Source organism: Kitasatospora sp. MAP5-34 (assembly GCF_029894335.1).
Classification (GTDB): Bacteria; Actinomycetota; Actinomycetes; order Streptomycetales; family Streptomycetaceae; genus Kitasatospora.
This window is the reverse complement of the sequence record NZ_JARXZC010000004.1, coordinates 319,007-333,741: the sequence shown is the minus strand read 5'-3', so window position 1 is coordinate 333,741 and position 14,735 is coordinate 319,007. Positions and strand designations below refer to the sequence as shown.

The following is a 14,735-nucleotide window of genomic DNA, read 5'->3' as shown; positions in this document are numbered from 1 at the left end:
GCCCCGTCGGAGACGATCCCGAGTGGGACACCGCACGCATCGGACGCGACCGAGCGTTTCAGTCCCTGCTTGCCCCGGTCGACCGGCGACCGCCCGGCCTTCTCGCCGCCGGACGGGGCCTTGGTGATGCAGCCGTCGACCGAGATCTCGTCCAGCCCGAGGCCGATCATCCGGTCGTAGGCCTCGAGCGCGATGGCGTGCACCTTCTCAGATATCCCCAGCACGGCCCACTCGTTGACACGGCGTCTGATCGTGCGGTCGGAACACCCGGAAGTAGAGATGCGCTCGTAGCCGGAGCCGTGCACCAACGCGAGAACGATGTGCTCGAAGACCGTCCGGTCGGCGATCCGGCGGCGGTGGCAGCCCAGCGGGTGGTCAGCAGCGAACTCTCCCCGGGCGGGCAGCAGAGCGGCGAACTGGTCCCAGAGAGGTTCGAGCAGGCAAGATGGCAGCGCGGGCACGGCCGTCCTTCGTGATCACTGAGCGTAGAGAACTCCATGATCACGCGGACCCGTGCCCGCACTGCATCCACCCCACCCCATCGCTCAGCGGCAGCCGCCTATTGCCGGTCGGTCTAAGTAACCATTAGCCCCGGCCGCCCTCTCTGGACCGCTGGGGCTGTTTCATGTCCACAGACAGGGAGGGAGCATGTCCGAAGGCGTTCACACGATCCACCAGCAGGGCTCGCGCTACTACAGCCACCCCGAGTCGGGTGACCTGGACCCGTCGGTGACGTCCATCCTGAAGAGCAAGCTGCTCCTCCAGCATTGAGATTGATCACGGCCCCTCCGGGGGCGTACGAACGGCTCGGGATAGCTTATTGTCCCTCAAAAGTCCCCGGCCCAGCCACAGACAGTGCCATCAGCGACGAAACCGCCGGTCAGAACCTGATCGCCGTAGATCTCCTTGCAGGTCAAGTACAAGGAGACCTCGGGCGGCGGGCTGGCGATCAACGTCATCGAGCGCTGACGGACCAGGCTCGGCGCTGTCAACGACCACTTCGCTGACACTCTGACCCACCATGCCGGCGACCAGAACCAGATCATCACCCGCTTCTCCGCTCTGGGCCTGGACATCTCCCCCGAAAGCCCGTTGACCCGGAAGTACACCAAGGCGTGGGCGCAGCGCATGGTCCCCTACCGGGATGTGTCATACCGCTGCGAGTGGCACGGTAAGCGGCTGTGGGGACGCGACCGCGTCCACTTCTCCCTCCCCATCCCCGAACATGACGGGCGCATCCTGGTCGGCATCTTCGTCGACCACATGGACACCTGAACAGCCCTGCGGCCACCGTGCCGTGCACCGCCGAGAGGACGATGGCGCGGCAGCTGTACGTGCCCACGACCCTGCCCGCCCCCGAACGCCGTAGTGCCGCCGTCACCGCTCAGCCACCAGTGATGGTCAGCTCGCACCAGACGGTTTTGCCGATGCCGCATTCCCGGGGGTGCGCGCCCCACACGTCCGCGAGGGCGGCGACGAGTGCGAGGCCCCGGCCTGACTCGTCGTCGGGGGAGGCCGAGCGTGGTTGGGGCAGGTCGTCGCTCGCGTCGGAGACCTCGATGCGCAGCACGCGGTCGAGCAGGACGCAGCGGGTGCCGATCAGACGGCCTGGTGGGACTCGTGCGTGGCGGCAGGCGTTGGTCATCAGCTCGCTGAGCAGAAGCACGGCGGTCTCCGTCGTCTCGTCCGGGACCCCCCACGAACGGGCCTGAAGCCGCAGCAGTGTGCGGGACCGGCCGACGCTGCGAGCGTGACGCGCCAACAGCCACTCGATGTACGAGGGCAGGACGCCGGATTCGGGGCCCTGCCTCGGAGTTGGCAGCTCGGGGCCGGATGCGGGCACGGTGCGGCGGGGCGTAGGTCGCACTGTCATCGCTGTCCTTGTTGCTCAAGACGGGCACGGGAAGTCAGGCGTCACCCACAGGTGGGGAGTTCCGCCGATTGACGTTCCAACGGTGCTGGTCGGGGCATAGCCTCGGGAGTGACTGCACAGGTACAGAAGGTGGCTGTACCCGTGCCGTACCTGGAGGGGACAGGGGTCCGGTGATGAGCGAGGCTTCCCAGCCACCGATGGCGTGGCGGTACTGCGGGAACCAGATCAAGCTCTGGCGCACTCAAGCAGGCGTCACGCGTGAGGAGTTGGGCAAGGCCGCCAACTACGAGCCCGAGAGCGTCAAATCGATGGAGCAAGGGCGCCGGCGGCCGACACTGCGGCTGCTCGAGGTCGCGGACGAGATGTGCGACGCGCGGGGGCTGCTGGTGGCGGCGGCGGAGTTCCTACGGCCGGAGAGGTTTCCGTCCTACTCTCAGGACTTCACGGACGCTGAGAGCAAAGCGATCGCGCTGCATTGGTACGAGACATTGCTCATTCCCGGTCTGCTGCAGACCGAGGAGTACGCGCGCACTTTGATCAGCAGCAGCTGCCCGCCACTGGACGACGAGACCGTCGCGGAGCGCGTGGCAGGCCGGTTGCAGCGACAAGAGAGACTGAAGCGTTGCCCGACTGCGCTGTTCGGGTTCGTGATCTACGAGGCCGCCCTGCACAGCCTGGTCGGCGGCGCCAGCGCTATGAAGCGTCAGCTGCATCATCTACTGGAGATCGGCAAGCTTCGCAATGTCGCCATCCAGGTGCTGCCTGTAGGCCGCGAAGCCTATCCGGGACTCAGCGGCTCCTTGGTCCTGCTGGAAACCGTCGACCATGACCAATTCGCCTACGTGGAAGGGCAGGAGACAGGGGTCCTGTACGCCGACCCGGTCAAGGTGAGCGCTCTCACCCAACGCCATGGAATGATCCGCATGCAGGCCCTCAGCGTCCAGGAGTCAGCACAGTTCATCAGGAAGGTGGCGGAGGAACTATGAGCACGCAGCTCACCTGGTTTAAGTCTAGCTACAGCAATGATCAGGGCGGCGCTTGCATCGAAGTCGCCATCTCCTGGGTCAAGTCCAGCCACAGCGGCACCGAGGGCGGTAACTGCGTCGAGGTCGCCACCTGCCCCGACACCGTCCATGTCCGGGACTCGAAGGACAAGGCCGGCCCGCAGCTCGCCTTCACCCCCGCCGCCTGGGCCGAGTTCGTCTCGTACGCCGCCCGCCAGCCCGTCGGGTAGCGCCGGAGTCCTGGTGACGGCCGACGAAGAAAAGAACGAGTCTGAACATGCCCACCGCACCCACGATCCTGTCCAATACCCCCGGGTCGTTCGCCTGGAGTGTCTTCCACGAGCGGCACCCGAAGCTCATCGGGCAGGTGCTCGACGCCCTGCCGTACGGGCCGACTGAGCGGGCAGCGGTCGAGCAGCTGCTCACCGAGAGCACCAGCGGCGTGCTGGAGCCGCTCGGCAAGGGCGCCCACGATCACCAGCAGTGGCTGGAGTGGGGCGAGGGCTTGTTCGGGCGGCCATGGGGCGAGGCGCCGTTCTTGTGGGCCGAGAGCTACTTCTACCGCAGGCTGCTCGAAGCCGTCGGCTACTTCCGGCCCGGGACTTGGCAGGGCATCGACCCGTTCGCACCGTTCAAGAACGCCGAACTGGCCAGCCCGGCGGTGGACGACGAGCTGGCGGCTCTTCGCGACCTGCCGTCGCTGTCTGCCGAGAAGCGGGCCGAGGTGCTGCTCTCGTCCGCGCTCTGGGGCAACCGGGCGGACCTCAGCTTCCAGATCACCGCCTCGCCGGGGGACGCCAAGTCGCCCGCCCTGATCGCGGACGACAGCCCGCTCCTGTGGTCCACGCTCGCCGCCGCGAGCGACTCAACAGTCTGCGTCATCGCGGACAACGCCGGGCGGGAGCTGCTGCCCGACCTCGTGCTGGTCGACCACCTCCTCACGAGCGGGTTGGCCGCCGAGGTCGTCCTGTACGTCAAGCCCTCCCCCTACTACGTGTCGGACGCGACCACCGCCGACGTCCTCGTGACCATCGAGCGCCTTCGCGCCGCACCCGAGCAGGAGGCGGAAGGGATCGGCCGTCGGCTCTGGCAGGCGATGAACAGCGGCACCCTCATGGTCCGCACGCACCAGTTCTTCTGCGCGCCACTGCCGTTCCACGACATGCCCACCGACCTCAGGGCCGAACTCGCCGATGCCACGATGACGATCCTCAAGGGCGACCTCAACTATCGCCGCCTCGTCGGGGACCAGCTCTGGGACGCCACGGACCCCTTCGCCGAAAGGGCCGGCCACTTCCCGTCCCCGGTAGCAGCCCTGCGTACGTTGAAGTCGGATGTCGTCGTCGGCCTCGACGCACAGATGGTCGCCGGGCTCGACGCCACCGGGGAGCCATGGCGCACCAGCGGCAAGTACGGCCTCATCCAGGCCCACGCGCAGGTGTAGCGCCGGAGCTCGGGGGGCGGAATTCGGGTGGCGGGAGCCGAGCGTCCTGTATGTCGAATGGGTGGGTCACTTGACCCACCCACCCTCCCAACACCCGTACCAGCCTGGGAGTATGACTTTTCGTTACCGACTCGCCACGGTGTGCATTCGCCGTGTAGCGTGCGCAGCAACAGACAGCCCCCACCGGTGCTTGCGACACCAGAGGGGGCTTGACCAGCACGATCGATTAGGAGTCGATCCCGTGGCTACTGACAACTTTAGCGCTGCCCCGCGCCCGTACGCCCCTCCGATGGCCGCGTCGGGCTACGGAAAGCGATCCGCTCCGGGCCAAAGGCCCCGCCGCAAGGGCGACTTCGCACACCTGCCCGTACGCGAGGCGGGCATCGCGGCGTTCATCGACCGGTTGCCGGACGGCGCCGCGATCGACACCAAGACCCTCGCCAAGGAGCAGCCGCTCTACGGCCAGCAGGCCGTGCGGTCGGCGCTCAACGCGCTCTCCTTGGCCGGGCACCTGCGCCGGGTCAGGGAGAACGCGGGGGCCGGTCAGACCCGTTGGGTCTACCGGACGTACTTCTCCCGTACCGCGCGCGATGACGCCTGGTGGGCGCACTTCCTCGCGACCGGCCTCTCCGACGACGGCGCCTCAGCTGACGTGACCGTGAGCCAGCCACGGGACATTCACCCGGAAGAGCGTCCCCGCCCGAGGCCCACACCGCCACCACAGCACCCGAATCCCCCGGCCCGCCAGCGGCAGGCGACCGCCGTGCTGTCCCGGCCCGCCCGCTCCGACGCGTACGAGGCGCTGGCATCGCTCGGTCGCGCCGACGCCCGGATGACGCTTTCGGCCTCCGAATGCGCCGAGTTGGAGGGTTTGGCCGCCGAGTGGCTGGCCTGCGGGGTGACGGCGGCTCAGTTCAAGGCGACCCTCACCGCTGGTCTGCCCGAAACGGTCCACAGCGCAGGTGCGTTGACCCGCAAGCGGCTCATCGCCAAGATGCCGCCCGCACCCCTCCGGATCGCCGAGACCACGGCCCGCCGGATCATGGAGTGCACGGACTGCGGTGCGCCGGGCCGCCCCGAGGCACTGCCCGGCGGCCTGTGCCGCACCTGCCGACCGGGCGTCCCGTCCCCCGAGCCGAGCCGTCCGATCCGTCCGAGCAGCACCGACGTCCACTCCCGCGTCGAGCAGCTCCGCGCTGCGGCCCGCCGGGGACGTAGCCGCACTCCGTGACGGAGACCGGTAGGGTGCGTCGACACATTTGTTGATCATCCGAACGGGGAACCGATGACGGTACGTCTTTTGCGCGGCACCACAGGTCGAATAGCGGCCGTCGGCGCCGGGCTGCTACTGGCGTTCAGCAGCGCGCTGGTGCCGGGTCACTGGGGCGGGGCAACCGCTCAGGCCGCCACCACACCGCCGCCGCTGAAGGTGGTGACCTTCAACACCTGCGGGCAGTCGCTGTGCCATTCGCGCTACGGCCTCACACTTGCGCAGTGGACGGCCACGCTGAAGAGCGCGGTCACGAGCTACGACGCGGACGTGGTCGACCTGCAGGAACTCTGCATGGGGCAGGGCCAGTCGCTGGCGGCCGCGCTGCCGGGCTACACCTTCCACTACCTGAAGGCCGAGACGCTCGCGGCCGGCCAGACCGGGTGCCAGAAGTGGGTGTACGACTCCACCCCGACTGACCCCCAATTCACTGACACCACGGCCTTCGGGGCCGGGATGCTGGTCAAGAACACCGAATCCCCGACCTTCAACGACCAGGTGCTGAAGCCCGCGGATCCCGCGGTCGAGCCCCGACCGCTGATCTGCGCCGAGGCCACGGACAGCGGCCAGCCCTATCAGACCTGCACCGCACACCTGGACGGCGGCGTCGGCGGGCTCAAGGCCCAGGGGCTGCCGCAGGCCATCAACCGCATGCAGTACTGGGGCGGCGTGAGCCGGCCGACCGTGTTCGCGGGTGACTTCAACGCCGACCCGACCGACCCCAACCTCGGCCTGCTCTACTCGGCGCAGGACGGCAACGGCACCTTCACCGAGGCAGAGCAGGGGAACCGGGCCTACTTCTCCCCGGCCTGCCGCCAGCTCGCCAACTGCCGTTCCGGTGAGATGACCACGCTGAACCAGACCGACCAGACCGGCACGGTGACCGACCCGGCGCGGAAGTTCGACTACATCTTCAGCAGCAGCGCCGACTTCACCACGGCGCAGGCGGACACCACCATGCTGACGTACAGCGGCCAGGACATCACCTACCAGGACCACCTGATGTACCGCGCCACGCTGAACTGGAACCCCAACACCCAGGCCCCGTCCGCGCCGCAGGTCTTCAACAATCCCGCCACCATCGGCACCGGCAACGACTGGGCCAACGCCGTCGACCGCACCGCCGGCGACTTCACCGGCAGCGGCACCGCGGACATGGTGCTGCGCTACGCCGACGGCAGTGTCATGCGCTACCCAGGCCTGGGCGACGGGACGTTCGGCACCGGGCAACAGCTGGTCTCGCGGGCCAACGGCTGGTACGACGCCGCCGGCGTCACCGCCGGCTACTTCAACGGCGACGGCCACAACGACCACAAGGCCGACCTGCTGGTCCGCTGGAACAACGGCCGGGTCTACCTGTACCCGAACGACGGCACCGGCAAGCTCGGAGGCTCCGTCCCGCTGCTGCCTCCGGGGTCCTGGCCAAGCACCCTGGACACCACGTCCTCGCTCAAAGCTCTGGACGTCACCACCGGCAACGTGTTCGGCGGCCCGAACTCCGATGTGGTGATCCGCTGGAGTGATGGCAGCATCACCGCCAGCCAGGTCAGCCGGGCCGCAGATGGCAGCTACTCGGTCGGCACGCCCTCGACGCTTGAGCGGCCCGGGTTCGCCATGCCGAACACCGTGGTCGATCTCACCACGGGCGACTTCAACGGCGACGGCATCGCCGATCTGCTGCTGCGCGGCGCCGACGGCTCGATCACGTTCTACCTGGGTATCCCCGGCGGGATCTACCAGTCGCAGGGCACCCAGGTGACCGACGGCCGCAACTGGAGCGGGTTCGCCCACCAGAGCACGTTCAGCTGGAAGGCCGTCGAGGACATCACCGCCGGCGACTTCAACCGGGACGGCAAGGACGACGTCGTCCTGCACTGGATGAGCCAGTACGACGACAAGGCCCCGGGAGCCGGTCAGACCGAGTTCCTACCCTCCACGCCGGGCACCGCCCCGGTCTTGTTCGGCGCGCCCAGCGTGCTGAAGTCGGCCTCTCCGGGTGTCTGGACCAACACCGCCGACGTGCTGGCCGCCGATGTCAACAAGGACGGCAAGACTGATCTGATCACCCGCCAGTCTCCGGGCGCGACCGTTCTCAAGTACGGCAGCGGCAACGGCCAGTTCGGCTCCGGCCAGGAGCTCGGGGGTCCGCCCCAGAACATCGGGGGCGTCGACCACCACGCCTTCGACTGGGCGAGCACCCTGACGGTCGGCAACTTCGCCTCCGACGGTTCGCTGGGCCTGCTGGCGCGCGACAAGACGAGCGGCAGCGCCGGCATCTACCCGATCAGCACCCAACCGCTCGCCGCCCCCGCAGGCGTCCCGGGCCTGTCCAGCAGCAACTGGCAGAACGCCCTCGATGTGGTGGCCGGCCACTTCTTCGGCGGCCCGCTCTCCGACCTGGTCATCCGCTACGGTGACGGCTCGGTCGTCCTCTACCAGAACACCGGTGGCGCCTTCGGGAACCCGGTCACTGTCAGGTCGGCCGGGGGCTGGAGCGATGCGCGGACCATCACGGCCGGCGACTTCAACGGCGACGGCAAGGACGACCTACTGGTCCGCTGGAACGCGGGCAGCGCCTTCCTCTACCCCGGCACCGGCAACCCCCTCGACCCCAATGCCCACGGCTTTGGCCCCTCGATCCCGGTGAAGGCAGCCGGCGACCTGTCGGACGTGATGGACGTCGCCCAGGGGACCATCTACGGCCCGGCCCAGGGCGCGAAGATGTTCTACCACTGGGCCGACGGCAGCCTGCTGGTCGACGGCAACGGCACCGCGAACCTGGCCAACCCCGCTCCGGCCACCGTCAGCGGCCCCGACGCGCGGTTCACACTGCGCTCCTCGGACAACCGCGGCCGGGTGGCGTCCTTCGAGTACACGTTGGACGGAGCGGGCGCGCCGGTCAGCCTGGACGCCTGGCACAACAGCCTGGACATCCAGCTGCACGGCCTGACGGCGGGGACGCACACCCTGTCGGTGGTGGCCGTCGACCCCTCGGGCAACCGCTCGGCGGCAACCTCCTACGGGTTCACGGACTCCTGACGGAAGCTCAGTTCCGACCCGGCGCCGATGCTGCGGCCGGGCCGGACGCTGCTGGTCGGGTTTCGCCCCGCCGGGTCTGCGGACCTGGCGGGGCGGAGCCCAGGCTGCGTAGCCCGCAGCGGATCAGGACGATCCTCAGAGCGGTAAGGCCCGTTCGCGGACCTTGAGTTCGAACCAGACGCCCTTGCCCCGGGGCAGCAGGTCGGCGCCCCAGCGTTCGGAGAGGGCGTCGACGAGGGCCATGCCGTAGCCGGTCTCGTTGCCCGGTTCGGCGACGATGCGGCAGGGGAGGGCGCGGGAGGAGTCGCGGACCTCGATGCGGAGGCGGCCGGGTCGGCGGGCCAGGCGGAGGCCGGCGGTGCGGCCGCCGGTGTGGCGGACGGCGTTGCCCATGAGTTCGCCGGTGAGGAGTTCACCGGCTTCCAGTTGCTGGTGGAGGCCGAGGTTCTGCAGGACGGCGAGGATCAGTCTGCGGGCCACGCCGACGAACTCGGCGCGGGAGGGCAGGAACACCTCGTGCTCGGCTGCCAGTTCCTCGCAGAACCGGGCGAAGTACTGTTCTTCGAGTTCTGTTGGAGTCAGCCGCTCCAGCGACTCCAGTACCAGCGAGCATCCCCTGCGCGAGCCGTCGGACACCGGCCCGGCCCCAGGAAGTGCCGCCCATTCCGCCTCGCCCCATCCCGCCATGGGCCAATCATTGCGGAACGCATGCGGCCGCGTACGGACAATGACCAAACGATCACTATTCACCTGGCATATGACAACTGCAAGTCGGGTTCGCCAGGCGCACCACACCTGCACCACACGCGGCCCCCCGGTGGCCCGCCGACCGCCGCACGCGGCAGTCAGCAGGCCGGGCCGGTCTACCAGTTGGCCCAGTTGATGTTCCAGCCGCTGAGGCCGTTGTCCGGGCTGACCTGCTCGCCGACGGAGTTCTTGATCGTCACGACGTCACCAACCATCGCGTCTGCGTAGTACTTGCCGGCCGAGGAGCTCTCGCTGCCCGCGTCGCCGGGGGCGTCCTCCAGGCCGACGCAGCCGTGGCTGACGTTGGTGTTCCCGAAGACGCTGTGCGACGACCAGTTGTTGCCGTGCACGTACGTGCCGCTGTCGGTGAGCCGGAGCGAGTGCGGCACCTTCTCCTTGTACGCGGCGCCCTGCAGGCCGGGGACGGTGGAGGAGTCCATCGTCGCCGTGCCCTCCTTGGCCTCGATCACCATCGTGCCGTTGTAGGCGTTCCAGGACTTGGGCTGGGAGGCGCCGGTGCTGATCGGGATGGTCTCGTACGGCTGGCCGTTCCGGACCACCGACATCTCGTGCGTCGAGGCGTCGACGGTGCTGATCTGCGAGCGGCCGATGGTGAACTGCCGGTCCGCGTCCACCCCGCCGTAGATGCCGGGGGCGACCTCGACGCTCTTCAGCCGGTAGTGCACGGTGACCTTGGAGTTGGCCGGCCAGTACTGCTCCGGACGGAAGTCCACCCGGCGGCTGCCGAACCAGTGGCCCTTGACCGGGATGTTGCCGGGGGTGTCGAAGGTGACGCCCTGCAGCACGGCGGCCTTGTCCTTGACGTCGTGGTCGAAGGACAGCGACACGATCATCCCGACGCCGACCGTCTCACCGTCCGTCACGTTGCCGTGCGGGTTGGCGTCCTTGGTGGGCGTGAGGGTGGTGAAGGTGCTGGTGGAGGCGGCGACCACACCGTTGGCGTCGGCGGCCTGGGCGCTCACCTGGTACTGCATGCCGACCGACAGGTTCCCCGTCGGCAGCCAGCTCGCGCCGTCGGCGGATATCGACCCGGCGACCGGCTTGCCGTCCTTGTCCGTCACCGTGACGGTGCTGAGCTTCCCGCTCGCCACCGAAACCTTCAGCGCGCCGCTCGGCTTCACGTCCGTCGCGCCGTTGGCCGGCGCGATGCTCACCACTGCCGCCGAGACGGCCGACTTGGAGGCACTCGGGGACTTCGCACCCCCGCTGCCCGACCCTCCGCCGGTCCCGCCGCTCCCGCTGCCACCGCTGCACGCGGTGGTGAGTGCCAGTGCTCCGCCGAGCACACCGGCTGCCAGGGCCCTGCCCATGGACTTCATCCGTACTCCCCCATCCCTGGTTCCAGCCGTATACACGCCTACACCTACCAATAAGTTGCGTCCGGCCCCCGACGATTCCGTCACGAACCGACAACGGCCCGGCCACCCCTGCGGGGAGCGGTCGGGCAGGGCCAGGTCCGAAGTCCCCGGCCAGGAACGTTTCGTCACCCAGGGACAGTCGCACCGGGGCCGGAGACTGCTTCCGCGCGGGCTCACCGGACTCGGAATCTCACTGGCGAATCTCACTGGCGGCGCGGGTCGCCAGGATAACCGGGCCGTATGAGTGAATCCTCGGCGGGAGGTCGGTGAAAGGTGAGTGGAAGCTGGGTGACCACGGTGGGTAGCACATACAGCGGCTCAGCGGGCGGCGAGGGCACTGCCGTGCACCCACTGGGACCAGCTCAGGTTCCAGCCGTTCAGGCCGTTGTCGGGCGGCACGGCGTCGCCGTCCTCGCCCCGGACGTCGACCACGTCGCCGATGATCGAGTTGTCGAAGAACCAGCCCGCCGGGCTGTCCGGGGCGCCGCCCTTGTCGTCCGCCAGGCCGATGCAGCCGTGGCTGGTGTTGGCGGTGCCGAAGATGGCGCGGTCGGCCCAGTAGTTGCCGTGCACGAAGGTGCCGGAGCTGGTCAGCCGCATCGCGTGCGGGACGTCCTTGATGTCGTACTCGTCGCCCATCCCGACCGTCTGCGAGTTCATCCGGGTCACCTCGTACTTCTCCGAGATGACCATCGCGCCGAGGTAGGTGCTGTGGTCGGGGCTGCCGCCCGAGATCCGCAGGGTGCGGATGTTCCGCCCGTCCTGCCGTACGGACATGGTGTGGGCGTCGAGGTCCACCACGCTGATCTGGGACCGGCCCACGGTGAAGTGGACGTCCTTCTCCTGGGTGCCGTAGTCGCCGGGTGCGCCCTGGACGTCCTTGAGGCGCAGCACCAGCGAGACCTTGGTGCCCGCCGCCCAGTACTTCTCCGGGCGGAGGTCGAGGCGCTGGTTGCCGAACCAGTGGCCGACGACGGGGACGGGCGGGTCGGCGGTGACGGTGACGCCCTTCTCCACGGCGGCCCGGTCGGCGATCGGGCGGGTGAAGCGCAGCGAGACGGGCATGCCGACGCCGACCGTGCTGCCGTCCTCGGGGGTGAAGAAGGCGGCGAAGGTGTGGGCGGGGGTCAGGGTCGCGAACGCCGAGTGCTGGGCGGCCCGGAGGCCGGCCGCGTCCACGGCGACGGTGTCCAGGGTGTACGGGGTGGCGAGCTGCAGCTTGCCGTCCGGGGCCCAGGAGGTGCCGTCAGGGCTGATCTTCCCGGTGAGCACGCCGCCCTTGTCGTCGGCGAGCCGGACGGAGACCAGCTTGCCCTGGGCCACGGCCACCTTGACCGGGTCCTCGGCGGCGACCTCCTGGGTGCCGTCCTTCGGGGTCGCGGTGATCACGGCGGCGGAGACTGGCGGGCTCGCCACGACGTCACCGCTGGGCGCAGCCGACCGTGCGGCCGAGCAGGCGGTGAGCAGGCACAACCCGAGGACCGTCACCCGCCGAGCCCAGACTCCTGCTCCTGGGTACATTCCGGCCCTCCGCCTCAGTTGTCCGTCCCGGGCATAACGACCACGCCCGCCGCCGGACACGGACGAGCAAGTTCACACAGAAGCCGTCGGAAAGGCGCTCCGACGCAGAGAATCGTTCACAGTCCGTCACAAGATGATCGATCACGTGACAGCGGCATCCGATCAGGGAACAAGAGGGAAGCGGGGAAAGGGACTCCCCGCGCTGGGAGGATGCGGTCGATGACGGCGTGGCAGGAGCTGCAGCAGAACATGAGCCGAGGCGCGCCGGTCAGAGCCCGTCCGAACCCCGTCACGCCCTGGCCGGGCAGCTGGCAGCCGCTCGGCGCCCGCTACCGGACCGACCCGGACGGCACCCGGGGCACCAACTTCGCACTCTGGGCCCCCGACGCCGAGGCGGTCGAGCTCTGCGTGTTCGACGACGCGGGTCAGGAGAGCAGGCACCCGCTCACCGAGCGGACCTTCCAGACCTGGCACGGCTTCCTGCCCGGCGTCCTGCCCGGCACCCGGTACGGCTACCGGGTGCACGGCCGCTGGGACCCGTGGACGGGCGCCCGCTGGAACCCGGCCAAGCTGCTGCTCGACCCGTACGCCCGCGCGGTGGACGGCGACTACACGGCGGACGACGCGGTCTGCTCCTCCGTCCGCAACTGGCCCGAGCGCGACGTCGCCGACACCGTCCGGGACAACCGGGACTCGGCGCCGTACGTGCCCAAGGCCGTGGTCGTCCACGACGACGACGACTGGTACGACGACCAGCGGCCGAAGACCCCGTGGGCCGAGACGGTGATCTACGAGTTGCACGTCAAGGGCTTCACCATGCGCCACCCCGGCATCCCGCCCGAACTGCGCGGCACGTACGCCGGGCTGGCCCACCCGGCGGCGATCGAGTACCTGACCGGCCTCGGGGTGACGGCCGTCGAGCTGCTGCCCGTCCACCAGTACGTCAGCGAGGACCACCTCCAGCAGCGCGGGCTCACCAACTACTGGGGGTACAACACCCTCGGTTTCTTCGCCCCGCACGGCGGGTACTCGGCCTCCGGCACCCGGGGGCAGCAGGTCGGCGAGTTCAAGCGGATGGTCCGGGCGCTGCACGCGGCGGGCATCGAGGTGATCCTCGACGTGGTCTACAACCACACCGCCGAGGGCGGCGTGGCCGGGCCGGCCCTGAGTCTGCGCGGCATCGACAACGGCGGCTACTACCGCCTCGACCGCAGCCGTCGCTGGTACGCCGACTACACCGGCTGCGGCAACACCCTGGACACCCGCCAACCGCACACCGTCCGGCTGATCACCGACTCGCTGCGCTACTGGGTCACCGAGATGGGCGTGGACGGCTTCCGCTTCGACCTCGCGGCCGCGCTCGCCCGGGGCAGCGACGGCGTCGAGATGCACCACCCCTTCCTCGGCGCCGTCTCGCAGGACCCGGTGCTCAGCCGGGTCAAACTGATCGCCGAACCCTGGGACATCGGCGCCGGCGGGTACCAGGTCGGCGGCTTCCCGCCGCTCTGGGCCGAGTGGAACGACAAGTACCGGGACGCCGTCCGGGACTTCTGGCGCGGCGCCCGCCCGGACGTCCGCGAGCTGGGCTACCGGCTCTCCGGCTCCTCCGACCTCTACCAGCGCGGCGGGCGGCGCCCGTACGCGTCCGTCAACTTCGTCACCGCGCACGACGGCTTCACGCTGCGCGACCTGGTCTCGTACAACGACAAGCACAACGAGGCGAACGGCGAGGACAACCGGGACGGGACGGGCGACAACCGCTCCTGGAACTGCGGCGCGGAGGGCGAGACCGCCGACCCGGCCGTCCGCGAACTGAGACACCGTCAGCTGCGCAATCTGATGACCACCCTGCTGCTCTCCACCGGCGTCCCGATGCTCACCGCCGGTGACGAACTCGGCCGCACCCAGGGCGGCAACAACAACGCGTACTGCCAGGACGACGAGACCAGCTGGCTCGACTGGTCGCTGCTCGACCAGCCCGAGTGGCGCGAGCTGTCCGAGCTGACGGCCCGGCTGATCCGGCTCCGCCGCGAGCACCCGGTGCTGCGGCAGCGGGCCTTCTTCTCCGGGCGCGCCGCCGTGCCGGGCGGCGAGCGCGACCTGGCCTGGTTCACCACGCGGGGGCGGGAGATGACGGAGTCGGACTGGTTCACCCCGACCGGCGTGCTCGGGATGCTGCTCTCCGGCACCGCGATGTCCGAGCGGGACCAGCACGGCCACGCGCTCACCGACGACAGCTTCCTGCTGCTGCTCAACGCCGGTGACCAGCCGACTCCCTTCGTGCTGCCCGGCGAGCCGTGGGCCTCCGACTACGAGAGCGTGGTCGACACCGGCCAGGCCAGGACCCCGCCGACCTGGCATCCCGCGCTGACCTCCGTGACGGTCCGCGGCAGGTCGGCCCGGCTGCTGCGGGTCACCGGCGACCATGGCCGGTTCTCGCCGACAGGCCCGTAAAACC

Annotated in this window: 14 protein-coding genes; 8 read left to right on the top strand and 6 right to left on the bottom strand. The window is 69.4% G+C overall.

The window, feature by feature from the left end:
- Nucleotides 1-461 (bottom strand): transposase (locus P3T29_RS06715; protein WP_280715355.1); only part of this gene is annotated, 461 nt, incomplete at its 3' end.
- Nucleotides 462-648: 187 nt separating this feature from the next.
- Between P3T29_RS06715 and P3T29_RS06710 the strand changes: the two genes are divergently transcribed.
- Entirely contained in the window at nt 649-771 is a 123-nt protein-coding gene (locus tag P3T29_RS06710) for a hypothetical protein (RefSeq protein WP_280715354.1), read from the top strand.
- Nucleotides 772-827: 56 nt separating this feature from the next.
- Here the strand turns inward: P3T29_RS06710 and P3T29_RS06705 are convergent, their stop codons facing one another.
- Nucleotides 828-1,049 (bottom strand): hypothetical protein, encoded by a 222-nt coding sequence (locus P3T29_RS06705; RefSeq protein ID WP_280715353.1) that lies wholly within the window; start codon nt 1,047-1,049, stop codon nt 828-830.
- Between the two features lie 43 nt (nt 1,050-1,092).
- Here P3T29_RS06705 and P3T29_RS06700 point away from each other — a divergent pair, with 43 nt between their 5' ends.
- Nucleotides 1,093-1,275 carry a hypothetical protein gene (locus tag P3T29_RS06700; RefSeq protein ID WP_280715352.1) on the top strand — a complete coding sequence of 61 codons (183 nt, stop codon included), beginning with the start codon at nt 1,093-1,095 and terminating at the stop codon, nt 1,273-1,275.
- 109 nt (nt 1,276-1,384) lie between these two features.
- Here P3T29_RS06700 and P3T29_RS06695 read toward each other — a convergent pair whose 3' ends face one another.
- A complete protein-coding gene (locus P3T29_RS06695; RefSeq protein WP_280715351.1) occupies nt 1,385-1,873 on the bottom strand; it encodes an ATP-binding protein in 489 nt (162 codons plus the stop codon).
- 173 nt (nt 1,874-2,046) lie between these two features.
- Between P3T29_RS06695 and P3T29_RS06690 the strand changes: the two genes are divergently transcribed.
- From P3T29_RS06690 to P3T29_RS06670, 5 genes are all read left to right on the top strand, one after another.
- Complete coding sequence (locus P3T29_RS06690) at nt 2,047-2,859, top strand: helix-turn-helix transcriptional regulator (RefSeq protein WP_280715350.1); 813 nt, start codon at nt 2,047-2,049, stop codon at nt 2,857-2,859.
- Nucleotides 2,856-3,107 carry a DUF397 domain-containing protein gene (locus P3T29_RS06685; protein WP_280715349.1) on the top strand — a complete coding sequence of 84 codons (252 nt, stop codon included), beginning with the start codon at nt 2,856-2,858 and terminating at the stop codon, nt 3,105-3,107. Before P3T29_RS06690 ends, P3T29_RS06685 begins: the two co-directional genes overlap by 4 nt.
- Nucleotides 3,108-3,154: 47 nt before the next feature.
- Nucleotides 3,155-4,321: a damage-control phosphatase ARMT1 family protein gene (locus tag P3T29_RS06680; protein ID WP_280715348.1), complete on the top strand. Its 1,167-nt coding sequence runs from the start codon at nt 3,155-3,157 to the stop codon at nt 4,319-4,321.
- A 241-nt stretch (nt 4,322-4,562) separates the two neighbouring features.
- Nucleotides 4,563-5,552, top strand: coding sequence for a hypothetical protein (locus P3T29_RS06675; protein WP_280715347.1), 990 nt, complete (start codon nt 4,563-4,565; stop codon nt 5,550-5,552).
- Between the two features lie 54 nt (nt 5,553-5,606).
- Entirely contained in the window at nt 5,607-8,630 is a 3,024-nt protein-coding gene (locus P3T29_RS06670; protein ID WP_280715346.1) for an FG-GAP-like repeat-containing protein, read from the top strand.
- A gap of 135 nt (nt 8,631-8,765) precedes the next feature.
- Here P3T29_RS06670 and P3T29_RS06665 read toward each other — a convergent pair whose 3' ends face one another.
- The 3 genes from P3T29_RS06665 to P3T29_RS06655 form a co-directional block, all read right to left on the bottom strand.
- Nucleotides 8,766-9,317: an ATP-binding protein gene (locus P3T29_RS06665; RefSeq protein WP_280715345.1), complete on the bottom strand. Its 552-nt coding sequence runs from the start codon at nt 9,315-9,317 to the stop codon at nt 8,766-8,768.
- A gap of 176 nt (nt 9,318-9,493) precedes the next feature.
- Nucleotides 9,494-10,717 carry an Ig-like domain-containing protein gene (locus tag P3T29_RS06660; RefSeq protein WP_280715344.1) on the bottom strand — a complete coding sequence of 408 codons (1,224 nt, stop codon included), beginning with the start codon at nt 10,715-10,717 and terminating at the stop codon, nt 9,494-9,496.
- A 357-nt stretch (nt 10,718-11,074) separates the two neighbouring features.
- Nucleotides 11,075-12,172 (bottom strand): Ig-like domain-containing protein, encoded by a 1,098-nt coding sequence (locus P3T29_RS06655; RefSeq protein ID WP_280715343.1) that lies wholly within the window; start codon nt 12,170-12,172, stop codon nt 11,075-11,077.
- A 354-nt stretch (nt 12,173-12,526) separates the two neighbouring features.
- On the opposite strand from P3T29_RS06655, the gene glgX reads away from it, so the two are divergent.
- Nucleotides 12,527-14,731, top strand: a complete 2,205-nt coding sequence (gene glgX / locus P3T29_RS06650; RefSeq protein ID WP_280715378.1) for a glycogen debranching protein GlgX — start codon at nt 12,527-12,529, stop codon at nt 14,729-14,731.
- Nucleotides 14,732-14,735 lie beyond the last annotated feature (4 nt).

Coding starts and splice junctions, on each gene's coding strand:
- P3T29_RS06665 (WP_280715345.1), bottom strand. CDS start 9,317: ATGGCGGGATGGGGCGAGGCGGAATGGGCGGCACTTCCTGGGGCCGGG.
- P3T29_RS06685 (WP_280715349.1), top strand. CDS start 2,856: ATGAGCACGCAGCTCACCTGGTTTAAGTCTAGCTACAGCAATGATCAG.
- P3T29_RS06690 (WP_280715350.1), top strand. CDS start 2,047: ATGAGCGAGGCTTCCCAGCCACCGATGGCGTGGCGGTACTGCGGGAAC.
- P3T29_RS06695 (WP_280715351.1), bottom strand. CDS start 1,873: ATGACAGTGCGACCTACGCCCCGCCGCACCGTGCCCGCATCCGGCCCC.
- P3T29_RS06680 (WP_280715348.1), top strand. CDS start 3,155: ATGCCCACCGCACCCACGATCCTGTCCAATACCCCCGGGTCGTTCGCC.
- glgX (WP_280715378.1), top strand. CDS start 12,527: ATGAGCCGAGGCGCGCCGGTCAGAGCCCGTCCGAACCCCGTCACGCCC.
- P3T29_RS06670 (WP_280715346.1), top strand. CDS start 5,607: ATGACGGTACGTCTTTTGCGCGGCACCACAGGTCGAATAGCGGCCGTC.
- P3T29_RS06660 (WP_280715344.1), bottom strand. CDS start 10,717: ATGAAGTCCATGGGCAGGGCCCTGGCAGCCGGTGTGCTCGGCGGAGCA.
- P3T29_RS06710 (WP_280715354.1), top strand. CDS start 649: ATGTCCGAAGGCGTTCACACGATCCACCAGCAGGGCTCGCGCTACTAC.